Origin of the sequence: Desulfovibrio sp. SGI.169, from assembly GCF_050313595.1 — a bacterium.
Lineage (GTDB): Bacteria > Desulfobacterota > Desulfovibrionia > Desulfovibrionales > Desulfovibrionaceae > Desulfovibrio.
Genome location: NZ_JBNPLS010000009.1, coordinates 1 through 23,675, shown reverse-complemented (window position 1 = coordinate 23,675; position 23,675 = coordinate 1). Strand labels below are relative to the sequence as shown.

Genomic DNA, 23,675 nt, shown 5'->3' with positions numbered 1-23,675 from the left:
ATCATGCGCACCCTGCACCTGCTTTTTTCCGGCCTGATCTGCGTCATCCTCATGGCGTCCCCGGTCGCCGGCGCCGTTGCCGACGAGGCCCGGCCGCTCAAGATAGTGGCCCTTTCCCGGCACGGCGTCCGCTCGCCCACGCAGGCCCCGGAAACGCTCGCTCTCTGGAGCGAGCGCCTCTGGCCGCGCTGGCCGGTGGAGCGCGGGCATCTGACGCCGCGCGGCGCCCGTCTGGTCACCGCCATGTGGGCGGATCTGCGCGGAACGCTGCTCAACTGCGGCCTGCTGCCGGATGCGGCCTGCCCCCCGCCGGGAACGATTTTCGTGCGCGCGGATACGGACCAGCGCACCAGGGCCACGGCCCATGCCCTGCTGGAAGGCCTGACGCCGGGCTGCGCGCAGGGCTACGCCGTGGCCGACGCCGAACCCGACCCCCTCTTTCACCCGGTCAAGGCCGGTCTGTACGCTTTTGACCCCGCGGCCGCGGCCAAGAGCGTTCTGGGCATGACCGACGGCGGGCTGGATCGCCTTCAGGAAGATTTGGCGGCCCCGCTGGCCCTTATTGAGCGGTTGAGCGCGCCGCCTTCGGCAAAGCTGTGCAGCCGTTTCGGCCTGCCGCCGCAATGCCGCCTTTCGGAAATTCCCAACTCCGTAAGCATCTCGCCGGAAGGCCGCAGCGTGGGCCTGGCGGGCGGTCTGGGCATCGCCTCCAGCCTGGCGGAAATCTTTCTGCTGGAGTACGGGCAATGGCCCGGCAGCGCCGCCGCCTGGGGCCAGGTGGACGGCGCAACCTTGCGCCAGACGCAGCCCGTGCACAGTCGCATCTTTGATGTGGTCAACCGCGCCCCCCTGGTGGCCTGGGCGCGCGGCTCCTCCCTGCTGACGGAAATGACCGCCGCGCTTACGGGCACGCACTATGACCAGCGCCTCAACGCGGCCTCGCTGGTGGTCTTTGTGGGGCACGACACCAATATTGCCAATCTGGGCGCGCTGCTGGGCGTCAACTGGCAGGCCGGGGGCTACCCGCCCAACGATATTCCCCCGGCGGGCGTCCTGTTTCTGGAGCTTTGGGGCCGGGGCGACAGGCGTGAAGTGCGGGTGCGCTTTTACGCGCAGCCGCCAGAGGCCCTGCACGCGCCCTTTGCCGAAGAAACACGCCCGCTTGCGCCGTCCGGGCGGGGCGATGCGACAAGTCCGGCCCAGTCGCCGGATGTTCGCGGAGAGTTTGCGGCCGACGATGCCCCCTCTGTCAATCCCCGTTTGCACGCGCCGGCGGCCGCGAATGTCTATGCCCCGCCGGTGGTGGGCGCGGCCCGCTTTGCGCTTGCCGATTTTCTGCGGATGGTGCGGGAAAAAACGGCGGGCGCGCCGCTGGCGCCCAGGCGGGTTCCCCACCTGCATTCGGGCAGAGAAGTTCGCAAATAGCGCGTTTCGGAACTTCCGTTGGCCCCGCGCCAGAGGTTCCGGCTGCCGCGCCGGATGAACGCGGCATTGCTTTTTCTTTCGCTGTACAGCCGTTCCGTTTTGACGTACTCTTATGCCACGGCATACTATGGGCCGGCGTCGCTTTTTTTGCGCCGCGGATTATGGAGAATCCGGGCAATATGAAAACATGGCGGTTTTATATCGCGCGTTTCTGAATAACAGCGTTGACATGACAGCGCCTCGCAGAAGAGACAACCAGCGCCACGGCGTCCGCAGGCCGGCGTCCGATGTTTGCAAACGACACGCGTCTGGATGGTCCCCGCCGACACATCCGACAGTATTTTTGCTTGAGAACCTGCCGGAACCGCTTTTGCGCCTCCGCCGGGCTTTGTACTGTTTGATGGGCATACTGCTTTATTCTTATAAATGTTGTTACAGTGCCGGGCTGTTTTCTGAGCATCCGAGGCACCACACCCAAAAAACAGGAGCTTGATATGGCCACGGTTTTCGGAGAATTGGATCATGTCCTGCTGATGGCCCCCGGCCCCAGCCCCGTCGCCCCCAATGTGCTCAAGGCCATGAGCATCCCCACGCTGGGGCATCTTGACCCCGACTGCATCAAGGTCATGGACGCCATTCAGGAACAACTGCGCGCCGTGTGCAAAACCAGGAATGCCGTGACCTTCCCCATCTCCGGCACGGGTTCCGCCGGCATGGAGGCCACCTTCGTCAATCTGGTGGAGCGCGGCGACGATGTGCTGATCGTCAACAACGGCGTGTTCTGCTCGCGCATGGTGGAAGTGGCCACCCGCCTGGGCGCGCGGGTGGATGTGGCGGAATGCCCCTGGGGCCGTCCCATTGACCCGGCCGTCGTCAAGGCCAAACTGGACAAGAAACATTACAAGATTCTGGCCGTCGTGCATGCCGAGACATCCACCGGCATCAACAACCCCATCGCCGCCATCGGCGAACTGGTCAAAAACAGCGACACCCTTTATCTGGTGGACAGCGTGGCCGGCCTGGGCGGCGTGGACATGCGCGTGGACGAATGGGGCATCGACGCCTTTTACAGCGGTTCGCAGAAGTGCCTCTCCGTGCCTCCGGGGCTGGCGCCCGCGAGCTTCTCCGACGCGGCTATGGAGGCCATTGCCAGGCGCAAAACCAAAGTGCCCAACTGGTACCTGGATGTCTCCCTCATACGCAAGTACTGGGAGGGGTCGCCGCGCGTGTACCACCACACCGCGCCCATCAACATGTACTATGCCCTGCACCAGGCCCTGGACAATCTGCTGACCGAAGGTCTGGACGCCGCCTTTGCCCGGCACATTGCCATGCACCAGCGCCTGAGCGACGGCCTGGCGAAACTGGGCTTCATCCCCTTCGCCAAGGAAGGCGGCGCGCCGCAGATCAACCTTTACCTGCCGCCCGCCGGCGTGGACGCCAATGCCCTGCGCGCCGGCCTGCGCAAGGAGCACAAGATCGAAGTGGCCGGCGGCCTCGGCGAACTGGCCGGCAAGGTCATCCGCGTGGGCGTCATGGGCGAGGGCGCGCGTGAAGAGCCCATTGACCGTCTGATCAACGCCATCAAGGCATGCCTGAACAAATAATCTTCGCTTTTCCGCATGGCAAGGCGGCGGCATCGCATGATGCCGCCGCCTTCATTTTTTGGACAAAACGCGCTCAGCTCAGGCCAGCAGATGCGGCCCGGCCTCCCTGACCGAAGCGCAGCCCGTGAGCAGCATGCCCTCCAGAAGCTGACGCCGCATGCGGGAAAGCAGCATCTGAACGCCCTCTTCCTCTCCGCCCATGCCCGCGATAATGGCCGGGCGTCCGATCAGCACGGCCCTGGCGCCCAGAGCCAGCATCTTGAGCGCATCCGCGCCGGAGCGCACGCCGCCATCCGCCAGCACGGTCATTTTTTTCACGCCGCGGGCAATGGCGGGCAGAGCGGCGGCCGTGCCCGGCACGGCTTCAAAGGCCCGCCCGCCGTGGTTGGAAACCACAATGGCGTCACAGCCGCACTCTTCGGCGGCCAGCGCGTCCTCCACGCTGAGCACGCCCTTGAGCATGAACTTCAGGCCCAGGGCATGCGTTCTTTCCACAATGGCGCTCAGTTCCTCACGGCTTTTGGGCGACACCGGGCGCTTGCTCTTGGCCAGCGCGGTAATGGCGGCGGTGTCAATATCCATGCCCACCACCCGGCAACCGGCCCGCGCCACGCGTTCCAGCCTCTCAAAAAAGGCGTCGCCCGCCCAGGGTTTGATCACGGGAATGCCCCAGCCTCCGACAGCCTCAACAGCCTTCAGCCCGCTCTCAAAAGCTTCGGACGTGCCGTCGCCGGTGCAGGCGATGCCGCCGGCCGAGCGGGCCCCCTCCGTCACCACCCGGGCAAAGCGCTCTTCGGAAAGGCCATTGCCCATATTAAAAGCCGTGCCCGCCAGAGGCGCTATAAGCACCGGCAGGCTCAGGGGCAGGCCCAGCACCTCGCAGGCGGTTTCCGGCGCGCGCACCTCATGGATCAGCCGCATTTTCAGACAGACTTTTTCCAGAGCGGCGATATTGGCGCGAAAGGACGCGGCGGTGCGAATGCCGCCCATGCCCGGCAATTCTCCGGCGCAGGCCCGACCGTCGCAGTGGGGGCAGACGCGGCAGGCGCCGTTCATGCGTTCCCGCGCCTGCTGGCGCAGTGTTTTCATATCCATATGAATTTCCTCCAGATTTATGACGGGGAAGCGAGCCGGGTTCAGAAGTTATTCCGGCCGCTCTGATCCGGCCCGCCCCGCGATGCGGCAGGCGACTTGCCCGGCGTTGCGGGCTCCGGGCCCGCGCGCGGACAGGCGACAAAGCGCTTGAATGGCCCTTTTTTCATGAAAAAACGCGCTGACAGGTTGCTTGAAGATGCCGCCCGTGTCAACGGCGCGCGCAACGCCCCTTCCCCGGCATAAAAAAAGCCCGCGACGTCACTCGCGGACCAGTGTTTTCTTTTGGCGCGCCCAGGAGGAATCGAACCCCCGACCAAGAGCTTAGAAGGCTCCTGCTCTATCCATCTGAGCTATGGGCGCAGGCCAGGCCGGCGGGCAAGCCGCCATGTGCGCGCTCACTATAGAGACGGCGGCCCGCCTCGTCAAGACGCGCGCGACGCTGTGCCCCGGGCCGCCATACCGTCATGGCGGCCGCTTTTCGCGGCAAGGGCCCCCGAAGGCGCGAGCGCCGTTCCGCCGACGCCCCGGCCGAAGAGCATGCTCTTCCCCGCTGACAGACGGCGCGCTTTCAGATATTGTGGCGGGCATGAGCGCGATGTTTCACAATTTTCGGGAAATACTGACCCATCTGGACAGCCTCGGCCTCTTCCACATGGACATGCGCCTGGGCCGCATGCGCCGCGCCCTGAGCGCCCTGGGCCTGACCCGGCCGCCCTTCACGGTGGTTCAGATTCTGGGCACCAACGGCAAGGGATCCACGGCGGCCTTTCTGGCCTCGCTTTGCGCGGCTCACGGCTGCAAAACCGGCCTGTACACCTCGCCGCATTTCGTTTCGCCAGAAGAGCGCATCCGCGTGAACGGACAGGCCCTGCCCGGCGAAAGCTGGACCGCGCGCGCCAATGCGCTCATGGCCGAGGCCCCCCCGCCCGGCGGCCTGACCTACTTTGAATTTCTCACAGCGCTGGCCCTGCTGCTCTTCCGGGAACACGGCGTGGATGTGGCCGTGCTGGAGGCCGGACTGGGCGGACGCCACGACGCCACCACCGCCCTGGATGCCGACCTGCTTTGCTACACGCCCATTGCCCTGGATCACAGGGACATTCTGGGCCCCACCCTCGCGGCCATTGCCTCGGACAAGGCCGCCGCCGTGCGCGGCCCGGCCCCGCTCTGCACGGCCCCGCAATTTCCCGCGGCCGCGCGTTGTCTGGAAGAAGCCGCGCGCGCCCGCCATGCGCCCCTGCATCAGGCCGAGGCTCTGCCCGCCGCATGGCTGCCCCGTCTCGGGCTGGCCGGGCCGCACCAACTGGTCAATGCCGGGCTGGCCCTCGCGGCCTGGCGGCAACTGGCCCCGCTGCTGGGCAGACGGGCCGACGATGCCGCCGCCCAGACACGCGGCCTTACCCGCGCCTTTTTGGCAGGCCGTTTGCAGCGCGTACCCGCTGCGGAGGAGTATCCGCCCCTCTTGCTGGACGGCGCGCACAACCCCCACGGCATGCGCGCCCTGCTGCGCTCGCTGGATTATCTGGAACAGTCGTCGGGCGTCCGCCCCGCCGGGGCCGTTTTTTCCTGCCTGGGCGACAAGGACTGGCGCACCTCGGCACTGATGCTCAAACGCCGATTGGGCGCGGCCCCCCTGTTCATCCCCGCTCTGGACAATCCGCGCGCCGCCGATATCCACAACGTGGCCGCCGCCTGCGACAGCCTCCCCCCGGCCACCGCCCGGCCCCTGGAGGGCCCGAACGCCCTGCCGCGAGCCCTGGCCGCCGCGCGCCGCGTGAAAGGCGCAAGCCCTGAGCGGCCCATATTGCTGACCGGCTCTCTTTATCTGCTGGCCGAATTTTTCACCCTTTTCCCCAATCTGGCGGCGGCCGCGCCGCCAAAGGCACTGCCATGAACGAACTCTTCCGCGCCATACCCGCCGCCGACCTCTGCCTTGACGCCCTGACCAGGGCCGATCCCCAACTGGAGGCGGCTCCGCGCGCCCTGTTGCGCGAACTGGTCGCCGCCTTCTGGGAGGCCCGGCGACAGGACATCCGCGCCGGACGCTGCCGCGAGGCCGCCCTGTTAAGCCTGGACGCCCAACTGCCCGGCCTGCTGGCCCATGCGCGCGCCGGGCTGCGGCCCCGGCTCAGGCCGGTGCTCAACGCCACGGGCGTGGTGGTGCACACCAACCTGGGGCGCTCGGTGCTGGCCCGGGAGGCCCGGCAGGCCGTGGCCCTGGCCGCCGGAGGCTACTGCAATCTGGAACTTGACCTGGACACCGGCGGGCGCGGCAGCCGTTACGAACTGGTGGAAGAGCTGATCTGCCGCCTGAGCGGGGCCGAAGCCGCCCTGGCGGTCAACAATAACGCGGCCGCCGTGCTGCTGATGCTGGACGGCTTCTGCAAGGGCGGCGAGGTGATCGTTTCGCGCGGCGAACTGGTGGAGATCGGCGGCAGTTTTCGCATCCCCGAAGTCATGGAAAAAAGCGGCGCGCGACTGCGCGAGGTGGGCGCCACCAACCGCACTCATCTGCGCGACTATGCGGCGGCCATCAACGAAAACACCCGCGCCCTGCTGCGCGTGCACACCTCCAATTACCGCATAGTGGGCTTTCACGCCGCCGTGCCCCTGCCGGAGCTGGCCGCCCTGGCGCATGAGCGCGGCCTGCCGCTTTTTGAAGACCTGGGCAGCGGCAGCTTTATGGATTTTTCCTCCCACGGTCTGCCCAACGAGCCCACCGTGCCTTCGGTGCTGGCGGGCGGCGCTGATCTGGTGACTTTTTCCGGCGACAAGGTGCTGGGCGGCCCGCAGGCCGGAATCATCGCCGGACGCAAAGAAATGGTGGACGCGCTGAAGCGCGACCCCCTGACCCGCGCCCTGCGCTGCGACAAACTCTGCCTGGCCGCTCTGGAAGCCACCCTGCGCCTTTATCTGGACCCGGAACAGGCCCGCCAGCGCATTCCCACCCTGCGCCGCATCTGCCTGCGCCCCGAAGAGCTGAGCAGGCGCGCCCGCGCCCTGGCCGCCCGGCTGCGCAAGGCCCTGGGCGAGAGCTGCGCCGTGAGCGTGCGCCCGGATGTTTCGCGCGTGGGCGGCGGGGCCTTTCCGCAGTACGACCTGCCCACCAGCCTGGTCTGCCTCAAACCCGCGCGGCTCAGCGCCACTGCCCTGAAAAAGGCCCTGCTGGACGCTGACCCCCCCCTGCTGGGCCGCCTGGAGGACGATCACTTCTGTCTGGACCCGCGCACCCTGGAAAGCAACGAATACCCGCCGCTTCTGCGCGCCCTGCAAACGGCGTTGCGCACGGCGGACAACAAGCGCACCGCATAGCGGAAAAGGAAAAAACATGGAAAAGACACTGGCTTACAAACCGCAAAACGCCTGGGAGACTTATGCCGGCGCCAGACGTCGCAAAGACATGGAAGCCCTGGCCGCCCGCTACATCGACTTTCTGACCCATTGCAAGACCGAGCGCGAAACCGTGGCCTACGCGCGTGAACGTCTGGCCCAGGCCGGATACAGCGAAGACTTCGCCGCCGACCGCGTGCTGCGGCCCCTGCGCGGCAAGGCCCTGTTCGCGGCCCGGCGCGGCTCCCGCCCGCTGGAGAAAGGTCTGGCGCTCATCGCGGCCCATGCCGACGCCCCGCGCCTGGATTTCAAGCAGCGCCCGCTCATCGAGCAGCCCGGCGTGGCCCAGGCCAAGACCCACTATTACGGCGGCATACGCAAGTATCAGTGGCTGGCGCGGCCTCTGGCCCTGCATGGGGTAATCATTCGCGAAAACGGCGAGAGCATCGCGGTAAACATTGGTGAAAAGCCGGGCGAGCCGGTGTTCTGCATCGCCGACCTGCTGCCCCATCTGGCCCAGAAACAGAACGGCCAGACCATCAGCGAAGCCTTTGAGGCCGAAAAGCTGAATCTCATCCTGGCGCACAGCCCCAAGCAGGCCAGGGGCGGCAAAAAAGGCAAGGACGCGCCCAAGGAGCCGATCAAGGAACAGCTGCTGGACATCCTGCACAAAAAATACGGCGTCAGCGAAGAAGACCTGATCACCGCCGAGCTTCAGGCCGTGCCCGCCGGGCCGGCGCGTTTCGTGGGCTTTGACAGGGCGCTGGTGGGCGGTTACGGGCAGGATGACCGCATCTGCGTGTTCACGGCCCTGGAAGCCCTGCTCACGGCTGAAGGGCAAGGCAACATGGCCGTGATTTTCTGGGATAAGGAGGAAATCGGCTCGGACGGGGCCACGGGCGCCTCCTCGCGCTTTTTCCAGTACTGCGTGGAGGATCTGGCCCGGGCCTGGGCTCCGGGCGCGTCCGCCTCGCATGTGCTGTTGCGCAGCCGCGCCCTGTCCGCCGATGTTCAGGCCGCTCTGGACCCGGATTTTCAGGAGGCGCATGAAAAGCAGAACGCCGCCCAGCTGGGCTACGGCCCCTGCTTCTCCAAATTCACGGGCTCGCGCGGCAAATACGGCGCCAGCGAGGCGGACGCCGAATTTTTCGGCGAGCTGCGCGGCCTGTGCAACGCCAGGGGCATTCCCTGGCAAGCGGCCGAACTGGGCAGGGTGGATCTGGGCGGCGGCGGCACGGTGGCCCTTTTTCTGGCGGCCTATGGCATGCGGGTCATTGATCTGGGCCCGGCCGTGCTTTCCATGCACAGCCCCTTTGAGCTGACCAGCGTGGCGGACCTGCACGCCACGCTGGAAGCCTACAAGGCATTTCTGGAGGCATGACGCCCCACCGCACCGCATTGCACCGTGGCCCCGGCGACCGCCGGGGCCTTATTGATGACAAAACCAGCTTTGCGCTGTTTGCGCCGTCTGAGCCGCTTCGCGGTTTGGCGGCATGCTGACGCGGCTGGGTTGCGCCCTCAGCGGGCCAGCAGCACCCAGGCCGGCCCCTTGGCGTCCAGATGACTGGCCACATAATTGGCCCGCGCATCGCCGCCGCAGAAAATATCAATGCGGTTGCGCTTGATGGCCCCGCCCACATCCTGGGCAAAGCCGATCCCGCGCAGGGGCAGGCTGCCGCGCCGCTCGTCCGGCGCGTTTACTCCGTAAGCCACCAGCGATCCCAGGGGGATGAAAGAACGGTCCGTGGCTAGGGAGAGCCAGTCGTCCACCTCATGCCCCATGGCTCCGGTGGGGCCGCGGCCGCCGAATTTGAAAAAGACGTAACTGGGGTTGTCATTGAGAATTTCGCGCACCCGTCCGGGGTTGTTTCTGAACCACTCGCGCTGCTCAAAAATGTCGCCGCGCCTGAGCAGACCCTTTTCACGCATGATCCGGCCCGAACTCTTGTACTTGTGCCCGTTCTGCCCGGCGTAGTTCACATAGGCCTGTGTGCCGTCATCAAAAATCAGACGGCCCGACCCCTGAATTTCCAGAAAAAAGACATCCACAGGGTCCGCGGCCCAGGCCAGTTCCAGGCCCCGATTGGCCAGCACCTGTTTTTCCTCAATGGCGCGGCGGTCATAGTAGCGGCCGCGTTTGGCGCGCACCCGCCCAAGATCCGGCGGCAAGCCGTAGATGGCCTGGGTATAGCCCGGCTTGCGCGTGCGGCTGGCCCGCACCTGCGGTTCGTAGTAGCCGGAATAGTTGATGCCGCCCGTCACTTCCACCCAGCGAAAGTTCGCCAGCAGCAGGCCGGGTTCCGCATCCAGGCGCGGCAGCAAATCCCGCAGACGGGTCAGGCTGCGGGCAAGTTCGCCCCAGGTCACGGTCAGGCCCGGCCGTTTGACGGCCACGGCGTCCCGCGGCTTGCTGTTGACATAGCGCAAAGACTTGCGCACGGTAGGCGCCATGTCCTTCCAACTGCTCAAATCCTGGTTGCGGGGGGCCAGATTGGCGACGAAAAATTCCGGGCTTTCCCGCGCGGCCACCGCCGGCCCCGGCGGCGGTTCCTCGGGCCGCGGCTTTTTGCCGGCGCAGGCGGAAAGCGCGAGACTCGCCAGCAAAACCACAATCAAGGCCGGGCGCAACGCGCCCCCCCATACTGTCGCGCGCCCTTTGCGGCGCGCGTCGAAACAAGGAGCTTGCCCGTGCATGACTTTCCCTCTCCAGAAGTGTGGCTGCCCCATCGCGTGTCCTACGGCGAAACGGACACCATGGGGGTTTTATATTACGCGGAATACCTGCATCTTTTTGAGCGCGCCCGCAGCGCCTACATCCGGCAATGTGGCATGAGCTATGCGGACGTGGAGAAAAAGGGGATTATCCTGCCCGTGCGCGAGGCCCAGTGCCGCTACCGCGCGCCGGCGCGTTACGATGATCTGGTGCTGGCGCGCGCGGCCGTCAGCGAATGGAGGCGGGCGTCACTGCGTTTTGTATATGAGATATGGAACGAGGACAAGACGCGCCTGCTGGCCGAAGGCATGACCCAGCACGCCCTGGTCAACGCCCAGGGACGCCCCGTGCCCGTGCCGGACTGGTTTCGGAGCTTGTGCGTGAAAGACAGAGACTGACGCGGGGCCGCGCCGCGACCGGACAGCCCGCGCTGCCGGCCTGTCGCGGGCGGCGTCAACGCCGGCGGGAAAGACGGCGCGCCAGGTGCTCCAGCCCGGTCGGCGTCGTTTCGTCGCCGCGCAAGCGGGCATTAAGACTGCGCATGAGGTCGGCCAGGTCGTCAAAGCTTTCTTCATGGCCGCCGCCGCTCAACAGCCAGCGGCTGCGGCCGTGCGGAACCTTGCGGGTGGTGCGCAGCGACCGCTCGCGCATGTTCAGCTCCAGACGCCACTCCCCTGTCGGGGTGCGCAGCAGCAGGCGCGGGCCGTCGCCGGACAGTTCATGGCCGGGCGGGTTGCCCGCCAGACGCAGCAGATCCTCCACCGCCGCACGCAGCACCCGGCACTGTTCTTCCAGGGAAATATTCTTTCTGTCCTCGCGCAGTTGAAGCTCGCCGGCCCGGATGCGCTCCAGATACTGATCCCGATCCTGCTCCAGCGTGGTGATGCCGCGCCGCATGATGCGCAGACAGAAAATCAGGCCCGCCAGAATTACCGCTCCGGCCACGGCCCATTCCAGAAGCATCGGCACGATCCTCCCTTTGCGGCTACTCTCGTCATTGCCGGCGCCCCTGTCAAGCGCCGCGACCGTATCCGGCGGGGCCACGACAGGGGCGCGAGGCTCTTCCCTTTTTCCGTGCAAGACTGTATCGTTACCCCTGATTGGCGCGCGCGGCCCGCGCGCGGGCCTTCCCTGGCTTCGTTCACCCGGCTTGCGCGCTCTTCTTTTCGCGCCGCCATATCGCCTACTATAGGGAGAAAACCATGCCAACCCCTCTGGAAATGCAACGCACTTTCGCTCTCGTCGGCACCGGCGGCTGCGGCAAAACGTCGCTGGCCGAAATGCTGCTGTTCAACGCCGGGACCGTGACCCGCATGGGAGCCATTGAAGACGGCGCCACCTGCCTTGACTACGAACCCGAGGAAGTGCGCCGCCGCGGTTCGGTGCAGCCCGCCTGCGCCACCTATCTCTGGAACAAGAACCGCCATTTTCTGCTGGATATCCCCGGCGACGGCAACTTTACCGGCGATATGGAGTGCCTGCTCAAGGGCGTGGACAGCGTGCTCTTTGTGCTGGATGCCGTGGACGGCGTGCGCCCCCTGAGCAAAAAGTTCTGGAGCATGACGCGCGCGCAGAACCTGCCGGCCATGATCGTCATCAACAAGCTGGATCGCGACCGGGCCGACTTTCACATGGCCTTTGACGGCCTGGCGGCCCTGGGCGTCAAGCCCGTGGCCCTGCAACTGCCCATCCGGCAGAACGAGGCGTTTACCGGCATGGTGGACGTGCTGGCGGGCAAGGCCTTCACCTTTGGCGAAAACGGTTCCGTCAGCGAAACGGAAGTTCCCGCCGAACTGCTGGACGACATGAGCCTGCTGCGCGACGTCACGGTGGAAAACATCGCTGAAAGCGATGAAGCCCTGATGGAAAAATATCTGGAAGAAGGCGGCCTTTCTCTGGAAGACCTGCAATCGGGTCTGCGCAAGGGCGTGCTCAGCGGCGAACTGACCCCGGTGCTGGTCTGCTCCGCCCTGGAGAACAAGGGCGGCAAAGCCGTGCTGGATGCGGTGGAAGCCCTGCTGCCCTCGCCGCTGGACCGGCCGCCCTTTAAAGACGCCGCCGGGGCCGAACGCGCGCCCGACCCGGACGGCCCGCTGGCCTGCTTTGTGTTCAAGACCCTGGCTGATCCCTTTGCCGGGCAGCTTTCCATCATGCGGGTGCTTTCCGGCGTCATCAGCGGCGACGCCACGCTCAAAAACATGCGCAGCGAAGAGAATGAGCGCCTGGGCAACCTGCTCTATCTGGTGGGCAAAAACCAGACCCCCTGCAAAGAACCCGCGGGGCCGGGCGCCATTGTGGCCGTGGCCAAGCTTAAAAATACGCGCACCGGCGACACCCTCTGCGACGAAAAAGCGCCTTTCGCCCTGCCCATGCCGGAGCTGCCGCCGCAACTGATCACCTATGCCCTGGCCCCCAAAGAAAAAGGCGAGGAAGACAAGGTTTACGCGGCCATCCAGCGCCTGCTGGACGAAGACATCACCCTTCGCCTGGGCCGCGACGAAGAAAACGGCGACATCCTGCTCTCCGGCATGGGTCAGCTGCATATCGAACTTTCCGTGGAGAAGGCCAAACGCCGCTTCAAGATTGATATTGTGCTCAAGACGCCCAAAGTGCCTTACCGCGAAACCGTGCGCGGCAAATGCCAGGTGCAGGGACGTCACAAAAAGCAGTCTGGCGGGCGCGGCCAGTTCGGTGATTGCTGGATCGAGATGGAGGGCCTGCCGCGGGGTTCGGGCTATGTCTTTGAAGACGCCATCGTGGGCGGCGTCATCCCGCGCCAGTACATTCCGGCCATTGACAAGGGCATTCAGGAGGCGGCGGCGCGCGGCTTTCTGGCCGGCTGCCAGGTGGTGGACTTCCGCGTCAAGGTGTACGACGGCAGCTACCACACCGTGGACTCCTCGGAAATGGCCTTCAAGGTGGCCGGCTCTCTGGCTTTCAAAAAAGCCATGGAAAGCCTCAAGCCCATGTTGCTGGAACCCATCGTGCTGCTGACCGTATCCATTCCCGATGAAAGCATGGGTGACGTGATCGGCGACCTTTCCTCCCGCCGGGGCAAGGTGCTGGGTTCCGACTCCCAGGCGGGCGTCACCGAAATCAAGGCCCATGTGCCCATGAGCGAAGTGCTGCGCTACGCGCCCGACCTGCGTTCCATGACCGGCGGCCAGGGCTTCTTCACTATGGAGTTTGACCACTACGAGGAAGCGCCGCAGCCTGTGGCCGAAAAGGTCATTGCCGAACATCAGGCCGCCAAGGCCGCTGAATAAGCCCGCTCCGACATTGCCGCATAAAAAAACGCCCCCAGCGGGGCGTTTTTTTATGCGCGCCGAAAGCGGTCTGCCAGCGGAGCCCTTTGAGCTGTGGCCCTGCGCGCCATGAAGAGAGCCGCTCCGTCCTTTTGTGATTACCACAAGCCCCCCACGCCGCAACAGGACATGCAGCCGCTGAACGCCGAAACGCCGCCGTTCCTCCGCCAGTTCCCGCAGGCGTCGGCGGAGGTCCGCATCCCGGTCCTGTGGAGGAGGGCGCCGCACAATACCGCGGTTGACGCCCAGCGTCGCGCAAGCCCGCCGCCGGGAGGCCGTGTATGCCGTCTGGACATATCCATAGCAAAACGGCCTGGTCCGGCACAGCTTTCTTGCCCGCAAAAGGCGTTCCTCGCGACGCGCCACGGCTTTTTCAACCCATGGTGGAAAAATCAGCGCAGGGGAGCGCATTGCACGCGCTGGACAAGAGCCCGCCCTGTTTCTACATTGAAGGCAAGCGCCGCTTTTGCATGTTCCGCATTTCGTCCTGGAGGTTTCCATGCTCACATCCGACAAACGCCTGTTCATCGCTTCCGCCCCGCAGAAAGACGGAACCATGAAAGAACTCTGTCTCAACCCCCGCATGGTCAACCGTCACGGGCTGATCACCGGCGCCACCGGCACGGGCAAGACCGTGACGCTTCAGAACATGGCGGAGAGCTTCAGCGCGCTCGGCGTGCCGGTCTTTCTCACCGACATCAAGGGCGACCTTTCCGGCCTCATGCTGCCGGGCAACCCCGAAGGCGGCATCGCGGCCCGCATCGCGGAGCTCGGCCTGCCGGCCCACGGCTATGTGAACCGGGCCTGCCCGGTCTGCTTCTGGGACGTAAGCGGACAAAAGGGGCACCCGCTGCGTGCCGCCATCAGCGACATGGGGCCGCTGCTTCTGGCCCGCCTGCTCAACCTCAGCGAGGCGCAGAGCGGCATCCTGAATATCGTGTTCCGGGCGGCTGACGATCAGGGGCTGCTGCTTCTTGATCTTAAAGACCTGCGGGCCATGCTTGCCCTTGCGCGGGAAGACAGGGACAGTTTCAAAGACTACGGGCATATCTCCACGGCCAGCCTGGGGGCGATTCAACGCGCGCTGCTCCAGCTGGAGGCGGACGGCGCGGACGCCTTTTTCGGCGAACCCGCCCTGCGCATTGAAGACCTCATGCTGAACGACATTGAAGGGCGGGGCATTATCAACATTCTCGCCGCCGACCGCCTGATCAACCAGCCGCGCGCCTACGCCGCCCTGCTGCTCTGGCTGCTCTCCGAGCTTTACGAACAATTGCCCGAGGTGGGCGACCGGGAGATTCCCCGGCTTGTGCTCATGTTTGACGAAGCCCATCTGCTGTTTGACGACGTGTCCGACGTCCTGCTGAGCAAGATGGAGCAGGTGACGCGCCTGATCCGCTCCAAGGGCGTGGGCGTCTGCTTCATTACCCAGAACCCGGCGGACATACCTGACACGGTGCTTTCCCAACTGGGGAACCGGGTGCAGCACGCCTTGCGCGCCTATACCCCACGCGACCAAAAAGCCGTGCGCGCGGCGGCGGAAAGCTTTCGCCCCAATCCGAATATTGACACGGCGCGGGCCATTGCCGATCTGAAAACCGGCGAGGCGCTTGTTTCCTTCCTCAACGCCAAGGGCGCGCCGGAAATGGTGGAACGCGCGCTGGTTCTGCCGCCGGAATCGCTGGTCGGCCCGGCGAGCGATGCGCAACGCGCCGCCGCCATGGCCTCTTCCCGCATGGCGGGGCGGTACGATACGCCCATTGACAGGGAATCCGCCTATGAAATGCTGACTGACCGCTTTACCGCGCGACAGCGAGAAGAAGACGCCCTGCGCCGCGAAAAAGAGCAGGAAAAGCGCCGCAGGGAAGAGCATAAACGCGAAAAGGAAATGGCGCGCCTTGAACGCGAGCGCGAACGGGAAGAAACCCGCCGCCGCAAGGAAGAGGAAAAGAATGACGTCTTCGGCGCGCTGCTCGGCGAAGTGGCCCGCTCCACCCGGCGCACCGTGACCGGCGCCGTGGGCCGCAAAATCGGCCAGTCCCTTATCCGGGGCATTCTGGGCGGTCTGTTCGGCGGGAAGTAATCAGCGGCAGCGGGCAGAATCTTTCGCGCCTTGAGTGGCTCAAGCGGTTAGGGCTTCCCTCGGTCGGGTTAAACGTTTTCATGCCGATATGCCGCTCCCGCCCACTTTTTTCCCCCGGGAGGCGTCCCAGACGAGCCGCAACCGGCATCAGAACCGCGACTGTCAGGCAAATTGCCCGCCACTTCCGCGCGCCGTCGGGTTTCATGGCTTCGTTTGCGACAAAACCCCGGAACATCTTTTTTAATGAGGTCTGAACCTGGCGATCAGGCTCCGGCAGCGTCACACCACATGCACTCTGTTGCGCCCGTTCTCCTTGGCCCTGTAGAGCGCCTGATCCGCGCGACCCAAAAATTCCTTCCCCTTTTCTCCGGGAATATATTGCGTAACGCCGATGCTGCATGTCACTGAGGAGCCGTCAGGAAGTATGGCCGCCTTTTCCATGGCGTCGCGGATGCGCTCGGCAAGAATGGCGGCCTCGGAAGCCGGCGCGGGCAGAAGAATGGCAAACTCCTCTCCGCCAAGGCGCGCGACAATATCCCCCTTTCGACAGCTTTTTTGCATTATTTCCGCCAAATGCCGCAGAACATCATCACCGCAGAGATGACCGAAACGGTCGTTCACATGCTTGAACAAATCGAGGTCCAGCACGAGAAGGGAAAAAAGTTGCCGCTCATTGAGTTGTTCGAGATTTTTTTCAAATACTCTTCGGTTATAGAGATGCGTCAGATGATCCGTACTGGACTTGATTGTTTCATCCTGAAGCCTATCAAGCATTACATTTAAGGAATGAGACAGCTTTCCCATTTCATCATCTGAAATTATCTTAATTCTTTCCAAATGATTTCCGTCAGTAATACCACTGACAAAACGTGTTATCATTTCTATTTGACTACACACATTCTTTCTTACATATATTAAAAATGATATTATCATGATTATAAAAATTATATAGATAGCACAAAGTAATAGAATATGATCAAATAACGTTTTTTAAATCCCCCACGGATTTTTTGATTTATTATTGATTTCAGTATAAAATTGAGCAATAATCGACATTATTTCATGTGTTTTTAATATATAATACGGACTATACGCCAACTCCTTAGCCTTCAAAACATCTTGTTCCGTACGATCGTGTTTTTTTATTATATTCATGGCGTCATTTTCAAAATGAATAAGATCATCTGACAGCATCAGCGCTCTTTTTACCATATAAAAATATTCGTGAGGTATAATTTTTTCTATAACGGTGGAAAGTTCAGTTTTTTCGCCAGGCGACACCGCTTTATCATGTGACCGGGGTATTATTCCGGAACGCTCTTTGGCTATGTTCCAATATGCTTTATTATATTCATCATTTCCAGTCATGATGTAAAGTCTGAAATTCTCCGTCAGTTCCCTTGACGAATGTCTCAATTCGCCAGCCAGCATTATTGATTTGTAATTCAAGTTTTCCTTCTCAACATATTCATAAATGCTGGATACAGACTGATAGATAATGGCTGATAGCATAAAAATAGATAACAATATGGTGATATTGGAAATCTTTATGACTTTGGCTATGCTCATGACATCCTCTCTTGAAAAGCTCCCAAGGACCTTACAGAGAAAAAACCCGACACGCCGTGATCTTCTGACCTGACAAAGCCAAGCCCAGCCCCGATTTTCCCTTGAACGGCAAAAGGCCATATTCTCTCAAAGAGGCATGACGCCAACGGAACAAGCCTGTGGAAGACGCTAAATACTGCCCGGAAAATTCATGCGCTTAACCACAACCAAGGAACTCATCTTATAGAAATACATATAAATACTAGCTGTATGCCGCGACGGCGTCAAGCGGGCTCACCCGGTCCATGGCAGATTTTGTGAAGCCGGGAGCATGGCCTGGCCGTGCGCGCCCGGTCGGGCCAAAAAGAGGGTGGACATTCGGCGGCGGGGCGGTCTCTCACGCTCCCAGATCAGGCCGGAATTCGCCATGCAAGGAGCGCCATGCGAAAATGCCTTCCTGAAAGGCTCCATGTCAGACTCTCTTATGTGCCGCTGACCAGGGGGGTTGTTCCGCCACAATTATCCGTCAAAAACGTCCGCTTGCGCGCTGGCCGCGTCACTGTGCGATTTTTGTCGGTCATGCGCATGAGTGCGCTCCCTCCAAAAATCGCCCATTTGCTTGTCAGCGCGAAAATTCCTGCTTTTCTGGATTGTTGCGGCGACAGCCCCGCCCTTCGCCCGCTTCGGGCGGCGCGCGGAAGATTCTCTCTTTACCCGCCAACAAAACCCATAACGTATTTTTTATGAGGTCTGGGCCTGAAGCGAGGTTTTGGCCGCGACAAGAGGAAGCTTAATGGTGCGAGAGGGGGGACTTGAACCCCCATACCGTAGGTGCTGGATTCTAAGTCCCAGATGCCATTTAATAATTTCATATAGTTATATAAATCATGCACCAAGCACCGTGGTGCAACTTCTCTTTTCCCCTACGTGCCAAGGGCACATCCTCAGCCCGCTCGGGCAATCCTCCCCTCCCCAAAATACACAGCCCCCGGAGCCACAATAGGGAACCGGGGGCCATTTTGCAGGATGTCAAGACTATTTGCCGGCTGCGGTTCCGGCCTTCATCTCATGGTGATGGCAGCCAGAAGCCATGCAGATGATCTTCCAGGCGTCCTTGAGGTCGTCCAGCTCCTCGCTGTCCAGGTGGCCGTTGCTCTCCTCAAGGATGTGGTCAACGGTCTTGAGCGCCTTTTCCTCGGTTTTTTCGGCGGAGTGGTAGGGACCGCCCACGAATTGTAGCGCGGCATCTGTTCGGGGCAGATGGCGTCGGCGGGCATCACCAGCTTGCCGGGAACATAGGCGCCCTGCATCTGGCAGCGCAGCAGACGGATTTCGCCGCGCATGGCCTCTTCGCGTACGGCGCCTTCGGCCACGAGCCGTTCCAGGGCGGCGATGCGAGCGCGGTTTTCGTCAAAGCGCTTGTCCATGGCGGTCAGGGCTTCCTTGAACGTGTTGACGCCCACGCCGTCGGCATAGCGTTCGGCCTTGAGCTGACCGATTTCCGCATCCTTGGCGGAGATGGCAACCTGATAGGTGCCCTGCCCGGCCATGGCCGCGGCGCCGTTGCCGCCCAAGCAGCCGCCGAAACCGTTAAAGAAACCGCCGTTGAGCAGACCAAGAGCGGTGCCCGCAATGCCCAGACCAAGACCGGAACCGGCCACACCCTTGCTTGCATATTCAGCCATGATATTCCTCCAGATGAGATGAAATGGTTCCGAAAGCGGGATATCCGCTTTCAAAATCATTTTGCCCATGTGGGAATTTTTGTCAGCCTTTAAGTCGCAGGTTTGGCCAAACCTGGCCAGACCTGCAAATTTGTCCGCGTTTTGACCCGCTCAAAGCTCACCCGCCCTCAATCTCCCGGCTTTCTGTGGACACCCGCCCTGGAAATGGTTATCTCTGGGCTGTAGGAGGCCAACATGACCACCACGACATTTGATACCCTTGGATACTTTGAAAAATTGAAGGCCGCCGGAGTGCCTGAAGCGCAAGCCAAGGTGCAGACAGACGCTTTGCGCGACCTAGTTGACTCCAAGCTGGTCACCAAGGAACATCTTGATATCCGCCTGGCGGAACTGAAGCACGATCTTTTGCGCTGGATGCTGGGGATCGCCGCCGGCCAAATCGCGTTCATCGTCGCGCTGTTCGCCTTCCTCAAGTAGTCCCCTCCCCCATATTTTTCCAGCCGCCTCCGGGCGGCTTTTTCTTGCCCTCAATCATATTCTTCATGATGTTGTCGTTGCTTGCATCTTGATATTCAGCGCGGTCATGATACGGAACACCGTATCAAAACGCGGTTTGGCCCCGGGACGCAACGCCTTGTAAAGGCTCTCCCTATTCAAGCCGGAATCTTCCGCCAGCTTTGCCATGCCTCTGGCTCGTGCAATGTCTCCCAGCGCGACAAGCAGCAAATCAGGGTCGTTCTCCTCCATAACAGCGGAAAGGTAGGCCGCAAGAGCCTCTTCATTATCAAGGTAATCCGTTATATCAAACTTCGCGAACTTCACGGTAATTCCCTCCTATCACGCGCCAGAGCAAGGGCAGTTGCGATGTCTTTCCTCTGTCTGGCCTTGTCTCCCCCGGCGAGAAGCAGATATACACGCTCACCATCTTGCATGAAGTAAACGCGGTATCCCTTGCCCACATGAATACGCATTTCGGAAACACCTTCTCTCACTGGCTTGCAATCTCCGAAATTTCCCAATTCGGCCCGCCGTATTCTGGCAAGGATGGCGAACTTGGCGCGCATGTCAGTCAGGTAGTTCAACCATCGGGTAAAAATTTCGGACTGGTAGATGGTGTTCATGAAATGAATGTAGCTAATCAGCTACAAAAATCAAGAGCTTTTTCTTGCCCCTACTCTCTCGACTTTCTCAAGAAAAATCCGCGCCCGTTGCACCCCTATCGGTTTGCTGGTAGGGAGAAGGTAAAAGAGGAAAATAGGATGCCAAAGCTCCTTGATGCCCTGCTCGCCCCATTTATGATAGATTGCGCCCCGCATGCTCGCCAGTGTGCCTTAGCCTCGCTTGGAATGTGGATGGCAAAATTCGGTGGTAGGGATCCAGTTGAATTGCTGAAAACGATGCACAAACTTTGCCCTGACCTTACGGAAACAGAGCAAAAGACGTTGGTAGTATCCGTTGCGGAACATGATCTTGCCAGTCTTCAGCTTGCCTGTGAGGTAATTGCATCCGCCGATTATCAGCAAAGGATTTCAATCATTAATCTCATGTGTGCCATAGCTATAGACGATGGGTATCTGACCATATCTGAACATGAATTTCTCCTGTTCCTTACTCGACTTCTCCGCTTTCAACCTAATGAGCTAGAAAGCGCTTTTAAAGAGGTTTCTGGTGGTTGTCCGTTGCCAGAGTTACCCCAACTAGATGATGTTTCATGGTGGCAAAAGCGCGAAGGCACAGACAACAGCCCATCATCTGACGCCACAGCGCCCAAGAATATAAGACTCCACGATCTTGGCTTGCTTGGTCTGGATGAAGGGGCCACAAAAGAAGAAATCCGTAAGGCATATGTGCGCCTCGTAAAAATTCACCATCCTGATAAGTATCAGATTCTTGGGGAGGAGGCCATGCGCGAGGCAGGGGAATCATTTTCCCGCATTAAGGCTGCATACGAGAGGCTGACCAATGCGTGATCTTTATGCCCCCCTTGGCTGAAATCCAGGCGCGTCAGAGGATGATATCCATGCCGCGCTTATCCGCTTTCACGGTTCGCAATCCTTAAAACAGGATATTGAAAAAATTCTGTTGAACGCCCGACGACGCAAGATATATGATCGCGCTTGGGTAACTCTCCATAGCCTTGCTCGCTTGAGAGCGAATCTCTCTCACATACTGCCATGAATATTGCTAATATTATCAATAAAAACAAGTAGTTATCTTCATCATTTTTATCCCGAAAATCCATTTTGGATAATGGATGGATAACCATCTTTCCTTTTAAGTTTTTCGTCGTTATCATGTCTCCATGAGCGACGTAACCGATAGAAAATACATAAAAACCAAGTTCGAGGGCGTGTACTACCGCCTGTCTTCCAAAAAACGCAACCCCAAGACGGGAGAGCCGGATCGAATCTATTGTTTCTGCTACACCGATGCCCAAGGCAAAGGCCATTGGAAGACGGTCGGCAGGCACAGCGAAGGCGTTCGACCTCCAATGGTCAAAAGCGAGCGGGCAAAATTCATTGCCGAGATCGCCGTCACAGGCATAGACCCGGCAGCCCGCGACAGAGTGGCGGTCGGCCAACTCGTGGACGCCTACCTTGAATGGGGCAGAAGCGAAGGGAAGTATGTTGACCAGCACTACAGCCAGTACAGCGCCCACCTCAAGGCCAAAATTCACGATTTGCCGGTTTCCGATCTGAGTGCCGGGCTGCTCTCCAATCTCAAGGCTGAATTGCTCGCCACACCCACCGGGAATACAAAGCCCAAAAAGAGCAGCGCCGTCAAGTCCGTCTCCAAGACAAAGCCCAGGAAAACGCTTGCCGGGCAGACCGTGAACAATATTTTTTCGTTCATGCGCTCCGCCATAAACCGTGCCATCGCCACCGGCGCATGGAGCGGCGTCAATCCGCTGTCCACCAAGAGCGGCACATGGAAGATGGTCAAAGCCAACAATGAAAGATTGCGCTTCCTGACCAGAGAGGAAGCCAAAGCCCTTCTGGATGATCTCGAAAAGCGTCATCCTCAGTTGCACGACATGGCCCTGCTCTCGTTGCGAACGGGCCTCCGGCCCACGGAGATTTTCAAGCTGCGCGGGCAGGATGTGGATGCCAACGCCTGCGGCCTCTATGTCATTCAGAAAGGGGGAAAACGTGTTTTCGTCCGTGTGCCGGAAGATATGATCCAGATGCTTCAGGCATACAGGCGCAAGCCTGTGGAACCTATTTTCCAGCAGCCCCGCAAACGGACGGCGTTTGACAAGACGCCCGCCTGCTTCCAGACCGCAGTCAGGAAGCTCGGACTGGCGTCGGAAGATGGCGACAGCCTGTACGCTGTTACCCTGCACACCATGAGGCACACCTTCGCCTCCTGGTTGGCGCAATCCGGCAAGGTCTCGCTCATGGAGCTGCAAAAGCTCATGCGTCACAAGAATATCACCATGACCATGAGATACGCCCACCTTTTCCCAGGGCAGGAAAGCGAGAAGCTTTCGATTATAGGAGAGATGCTGGCCTGAAATCGTCATATGCCAGAGTACCCGGAAGTTTTGATCCGTTTGGAAATGATGTAGTTTTCGACGACTGCCCGTTCATAGAGGATGCGTCTGCCGAATGTGGTGTACGCTGGGCCAATCCCCTCTGCACGCCATTCGGCCAGCATTTTCCTGTGGATACCGAACTCGTATTCGACATCTTTTGGAGAAAGCAGTCTTTTTCCTTGTGAACCGACATCATCAGTCTTTCTCTCTTCTTCCACTGCCCGTATAGCTTCCATAAGCAGGGGAAGCAATTCTTCAGGAGTGGTGACGATGACTGTGTGTTTTTCTGTAAGCATATATCAGGCTCCGATACAATCAGGGAGTGAATCAGCTAACAGCCCGTAATATTTTGCGACAAGTTCGTTCATGCTGTGACAATCATTTTGTTCCAGGATTTTTTCTCTGTGGCGAAGAACTCCACTATAACTTATGCCGAGGAATCTGGAAATTTCGTTACTTGTTTTTCCATCCAGAATGAGTTCAAAAACTTCCTTTCCACGAGGAGTAAGGACAAGTTGAGATAGCGCTTTTGTCGTTTCAGATAGAATTTCCCGCATAAGTTTAATGCTTCCATTCACGCCATATAATTTCCTGATGGTCGCTTGATGCCTGTAAACAGTTGTGCATTGAATGGATAACATGCGGGCAATCTCTTTTGGGGCACTTCCCCATCACCATCAGCATGACAATTTGCCTCTGTCGTCTTGAGAGTCCTTGCATAGCTACAACCTCCGAGAAATCGGTTTTCGGACATAAGCTGTAGCATGTGGGATTTTCGAGCGGCAGTGGTAGGATTATGTAAGTTGAAAATAATCCTCCCGATGGTTCTCCGTGTTCAATGAGGGAAGGTTCTATTCTCCTGAAGGTAGCATACCTTGCTCGAATGGACGCTGAAAAGAGTCACGAGGTGCTGTTCATAACTATCTAAAATAACAAAAAATCGTCATTGCTCGGAACACAACCATGCTAATGCTCCATGTGCCCGGCACGAGCAGAACCATCGCCGCAAGTGCGTGCTTGCGCCATATGCCGCTGCCCTCGCCACAGGCTTTTGCTGCGAGAATGCCCTCAATCATACAGCCGCCTAGGCAGAGGATGCCCACCAAGATACCTACCGGTATCCGCATCAGAAGAAGGGGCGGCTGTGTCTGGCCGGAGCCGATGGAGTAACCTGCCCACGTGGATAAACTTCCGTACAAATGCAGGAGGCAGTGCGTCAGTATTACCGATATGAGCCACGGCTGTGTCAGGTCTTTAAGAGAGATAGCTCTTGGTTACTTGATCCGCCTTTCCTCGTTTGTTTTTTGAGGTTCGGCAGTTTGTTATTTGAAGTTAAAAACTCCAATTTT

General features: G+C 60.4%; 23 protein-coding genes and 1 tRNA gene. 11 read left to right on the top strand and 13 right to left on the bottom strand.

The features are described from left to right. Nucleotides 1–3: 3 nt before the first annotated feature. Together ACQRA4_RS06340 and ACQRA4_RS06335 are read left to right on the top strand one after the other, a co-directional pair. Nucleotides 4–1,425, top strand: a complete 1,422-nt coding sequence (locus tag ACQRA4_RS06340; protein WP_427822250.1) for a histidine-type phosphatase — start codon at nt 4–6, stop codon at nt 1,423–1,425. Nucleotides 1,426–1,919: 494 nt separating this feature from the next. Then, a complete protein-coding gene (locus ACQRA4_RS06335) occupies nt 1,920–3,032 on the top strand; it encodes a pyridoxal-phosphate-dependent aminotransferase family protein (RefSeq protein ID WP_427822249.1) in 1,113 nt (370 codons plus the stop codon). A gap of 78 nt (nt 3,033–3,110) precedes the next feature. Here the strand turns inward: ACQRA4_RS06335 and ACQRA4_RS06330 are convergent, their stop codons facing one another. Together ACQRA4_RS06330 and ACQRA4_RS06325 are read right to left on the bottom strand one after the other, a co-directional pair. Continuing rightward, the gene (locus ACQRA4_RS06330; RefSeq protein ID WP_427822248.1) at nt 3,111–4,127 is read right to left on the bottom strand and encodes an alpha-hydroxy-acid oxidizing protein; all 1,017 of its coding nucleotides are present in this window, start codon (nt 4,125–4,127) and stop codon (nt 3,111–3,113) included. A gap of 283 nt (nt 4,128–4,410) precedes the next feature. Continuing rightward, nucleotides 4,411–4,487: transfer RNA gene (locus ACQRA4_RS06325), tRNA-Arg, on the bottom strand. A 226-nt stretch (nt 4,488–4,713) separates the two neighbouring features. Here ACQRA4_RS06325 and ACQRA4_RS06320 point away from each other — a divergent pair. From ACQRA4_RS06320 to ACQRA4_RS06310, 3 genes are read left to right on the top strand one after another with little or no spacing between them, the layout of a single operon-like run. Continuing rightward, nucleotides 4,714–6,021 (top strand): bifunctional folylpolyglutamate synthase/dihydrofolate synthase, encoded by a 1,308-nt coding sequence (locus tag ACQRA4_RS06320; protein ID WP_427822247.1) that lies wholly within the window; start codon nt 4,714–4,716, stop codon nt 6,019–6,021. Next, nucleotides 6,018–7,439 carry an L-seryl-tRNA(Sec) selenium transferase gene (gene selA, locus ACQRA4_RS06315; protein ID WP_427822246.1) on the top strand — a complete coding sequence of 474 codons (1,422 nt, stop codon included), beginning with the start codon at nt 6,018–6,020 and terminating at the stop codon, nt 7,437–7,439. Before ACQRA4_RS06320 ends, selA begins: the two co-directional genes overlap by 4 nt. Nucleotides 7,440–7,455: 16 nt before the next feature. Further along, nucleotides 7,456–8,838, top strand: coding sequence for an aminopeptidase (locus ACQRA4_RS06310; protein WP_427822245.1), 1,383 nt, complete (start codon nt 7,456–7,458; stop codon nt 8,836–8,838). A 137-nt stretch (nt 8,839–8,975) separates the two neighbouring features. On the opposite strand, the gene ACQRA4_RS06305 is transcribed toward ACQRA4_RS06310, so the two are convergent. Further along, the gene (locus ACQRA4_RS06305; protein ID WP_427822342.1) at nt 8,976–10,067 is read right to left on the bottom strand and encodes an MltA domain-containing protein; all 1,092 of its coding nucleotides are present in this window, start codon (nt 10,065–10,067) and stop codon (nt 8,976–8,978) included. 78 nt (nt 10,068–10,145) lie between these two features. Between ACQRA4_RS06305 and ACQRA4_RS06300 the strand changes: the two genes are divergently transcribed. Continuing rightward, nucleotides 10,146–10,568: an acyl-CoA thioesterase gene (locus ACQRA4_RS06300; protein WP_427822244.1), complete on the top strand. Its 423-nt coding sequence runs from the start codon at nt 10,146–10,148 to the stop codon at nt 10,566–10,568. Between the two features lie 55 nt (nt 10,569–10,623). Here ACQRA4_RS06300 and ACQRA4_RS06295 read toward each other — a convergent pair whose 3' ends face one another. Further along, nucleotides 10,624–11,133 (bottom strand): translation initiation factor IF-2, encoded by a 510-nt coding sequence (locus tag ACQRA4_RS06295; RefSeq protein ID WP_427822341.1) that lies wholly within the window; start codon nt 11,131–11,133, stop codon nt 10,624–10,626. 239 nt (nt 11,134–11,372) lie between these two features. Here ACQRA4_RS06295 and ACQRA4_RS06290 point away from each other — a divergent pair, with 239 nt between their 5' ends. Then, nucleotides 11,373–13,436 carry an elongation factor G gene (locus tag ACQRA4_RS06290; RefSeq protein WP_427822243.1) on the top strand — a complete coding sequence of 688 codons (2,064 nt, stop codon included), beginning with the start codon at nt 11,373–11,375 and terminating at the stop codon, nt 13,434–13,436. A 538-nt stretch (nt 13,437–13,974) separates the two neighbouring features. Continuing rightward, the gene (locus ACQRA4_RS06285; protein WP_427822242.1) at nt 13,975–15,558 is read left to right on the top strand and encodes a helicase HerA-like domain-containing protein; all 1,584 of its coding nucleotides are present in this window, start codon (nt 13,975–13,977) and stop codon (nt 15,556–15,558) included. A gap of 279 nt (nt 15,559–15,837) precedes the next feature. Here the strand turns inward: ACQRA4_RS06285 and ACQRA4_RS06280 are convergent, their stop codons facing one another. The 3 genes from ACQRA4_RS06280 to ACQRA4_RS06270 form a co-directional block, all read right to left on the bottom strand. Further along, nucleotides 15,838–16,437, bottom strand: a complete 600-nt coding sequence (locus tag ACQRA4_RS06280) for a diguanylate cyclase domain-containing protein (protein ID WP_427822241.1) — start codon at nt 16,435–16,437, stop codon at nt 15,838–15,840. A gap of 111 nt (nt 16,438–16,548) precedes the next feature. After that, nucleotides 16,549–17,127 carry a CHASE3 domain-containing protein gene (locus tag ACQRA4_RS06275; RefSeq protein ID WP_427822240.1) on the bottom strand — a complete coding sequence of 193 codons (579 nt, stop codon included), beginning with the start codon at nt 17,125–17,127 and terminating at the stop codon, nt 16,549–16,551. Nucleotides 17,128–18,167: 1,040 nt separating this feature from the next. Continuing rightward, nucleotides 18,168–18,791, bottom strand: a complete 624-nt coding sequence (locus ACQRA4_RS06270; protein ID WP_427822239.1) for a hypothetical protein — start codon at nt 18,789–18,791, stop codon at nt 18,168–18,170. Nucleotides 18,792–19,025: 234 nt separating this feature from the next. Between ACQRA4_RS06270 and ACQRA4_RS06265 the strand changes: the two genes are divergently transcribed. Beyond that, entirely contained in the window at nt 19,026–19,268 is a 243-nt protein-coding gene (locus ACQRA4_RS06265) for a hypothetical protein (RefSeq protein WP_427822238.1), read from the top strand. A 63-nt stretch (nt 19,269–19,331) separates the two neighbouring features. Here the strand turns inward: ACQRA4_RS06265 and ACQRA4_RS06260 are convergent, their stop codons facing one another. Further along, a complete protein-coding gene (locus ACQRA4_RS06260) occupies nt 19,332–19,613 on the bottom strand; it encodes an addiction module antidote protein (RefSeq protein WP_427822237.1) in 282 nt (93 codons plus the stop codon). Then, on the bottom strand, nt 19,610–19,855 hold the full coding sequence (locus tag ACQRA4_RS06255; RefSeq protein ID WP_427822236.1) for a type II toxin-antitoxin system RelE/ParE family toxin: 246 nt from the start codon (nt 19,853–19,855) through the stop codon (nt 19,610–19,612). The genes ACQRA4_RS06260 and ACQRA4_RS06255 overlap by 4 nt, the downstream gene beginning before the upstream one ends. Between ACQRA4_RS06255 and ACQRA4_RS06250 the strand changes: the two genes are divergently transcribed. Continuing rightward, complete coding sequence (locus ACQRA4_RS06250; RefSeq protein WP_427822235.1) at nt 19,751–20,761, top strand: J domain-containing protein; 1,011 nt, start codon at nt 19,751–19,753, stop codon at nt 20,759–20,761. The genes ACQRA4_RS06255 and ACQRA4_RS06250 overlap by 105 nt on opposite strands. A 59-nt stretch (nt 20,762–20,820) precedes the next feature. Here ACQRA4_RS06250 and ACQRA4_RS06245 read toward each other — a convergent pair whose 3' ends face one another. Then, nucleotides 20,821–21,261 carry a hypothetical protein gene (locus tag ACQRA4_RS06245; protein WP_427822234.1) on the bottom strand — a complete coding sequence of 147 codons (441 nt, stop codon included), beginning with the start codon at nt 21,259–21,261 and terminating at the stop codon, nt 20,821–20,823. Between the two features lie 21 nt (nt 21,262–21,282). Between ACQRA4_RS06245 and ACQRA4_RS06240 the strand changes: the two genes are divergently transcribed. Further along, nucleotides 21,283–22,305, top strand: coding sequence for a tyrosine-type recombinase/integrase (locus ACQRA4_RS06240; RefSeq protein ID WP_427822233.1), 1,023 nt, complete (start codon nt 21,283–21,285; stop codon nt 22,303–22,305). Nucleotides 22,306–22,310: 5 nt separating this feature from the next. On the opposite strand, the gene ACQRA4_RS06235 is transcribed toward ACQRA4_RS06240, so the two are convergent. The 3 genes from ACQRA4_RS06235 to ACQRA4_RS06225 all read right to left on the bottom strand — a co-directional run bounded on the left by ACQRA4_RS06235 (nt 22,311) and on the right by ACQRA4_RS06225 (nt 23,402). Beyond that, nucleotides 22,311–22,622: a hypothetical protein gene (locus ACQRA4_RS06235; protein WP_427822232.1), complete on the bottom strand. Its 312-nt coding sequence runs from the start codon at nt 22,620–22,622 to the stop codon at nt 22,311–22,313. Nucleotides 22,623–22,625: 3 nt separating this feature from the next. After that, nucleotides 22,626–22,967: a helix-turn-helix transcriptional regulator gene (locus ACQRA4_RS06230; RefSeq protein ID WP_427822231.1), complete on the bottom strand. Its 342-nt coding sequence runs from the start codon at nt 22,965–22,967 to the stop codon at nt 22,626–22,628. Nucleotides 22,968–23,246: 279 nt separating this feature from the next. Next, on the bottom strand, nt 23,247–23,402 hold the full coding sequence (locus ACQRA4_RS06225) for a hypothetical protein (RefSeq protein WP_427822230.1): 156 nt from the start codon (nt 23,400–23,402) through the stop codon (nt 23,247–23,249). Nucleotides 23,403–23,675: the final 273 nt, after the last annotated feature.